Source organism: Vibrio sp. YT-19(2023) (assembly GCF_033337395.1).
In genome coordinates this window covers 1-819 of sequence record NZ_JAWOQN010000331.1, presented here as the reverse complement: position 1 = coordinate 819, position 819 = coordinate 1, and the positions used below count along the sequence as shown (strand labels likewise).

Below are 819 nucleotides of genomic sequence, written 5' to 3'. Positions count from 1 at the left end.
TTCTCGTCTCCTCTTATCTATCCAGTTATTAACCAAGATCGTTATTAAAGTAGCATAAGATGATGTCTCACTTCACGGTAAGTCTGTGATTTTTTAGACAGAACTAACGTGCTTCAGACACAAAAAAGCCACTTTGCTAAGTGGCTTTCGATAGATTTTAGTAGCCGGTGAGCTGCATAAAGCCCCACGCCTCGTTGGAGCCAGAAGCCAAGATGGGACCTTCCCAATAAGGGATAACAAATGGCAACCACATATCGGATTTTATGATACGAGTCGTCAAATTAATTTTGTGTTCAGGTACATTGATGATCCATTGCAACGGTAAACGTCTGCCATTCGACAGGCTTGTTACCTGCATTGGCGTAATCGAGACCTCTTTCTCTGATAGATTGACCACTTTTCCCGAACGGGTCGATAGCGTACCGAAAATATGAGGCGTCTGACCGTGGTGACGGTAACGGCTAACCGTTAACGCACGTCCATCATCCAAGTTAAAGACAAACCAATCCCAACCTTGTTGGCCTTGGCCGATTAAGCCACTGCCCCATTCTTTTTGCGTCCAGGCTGAGCCTGTTACGGGGATGAGGCGGCCATTTAAGTTCAATGTGCCTTTTACATTAAGAAACGGTGCGCTAAAGCTAAACGACGCCACAGATTGCAGTGCATGTTTAACTTGAAAGCCTTTGTCTCCATTTACCACAAACGGCCCGCTTGTCATGGTATTCAGTTCGAGTCCGAATGTGTCCGTTGTAACATTGAGGTTGCCTGGAAATGGTGTAGAGCCTAATGAGCGCCAAGTCCAGTTATCTATCCATAAAC

At 45.4% G+C, this 819-nt stretch carries 1 protein-coding gene; it reads right to left on the bottom strand.

Going from position 1 to position 819, the window contains the following annotated elements:
- Positions 1–157 precede the first annotated feature (157 nt).
- Positions 158–819 (bottom strand): lipocalin family protein (locus R7E78_RS25730; RefSeq protein ID WP_318058556.1); only part of this gene is annotated, 662 nt, incomplete at its 5' end.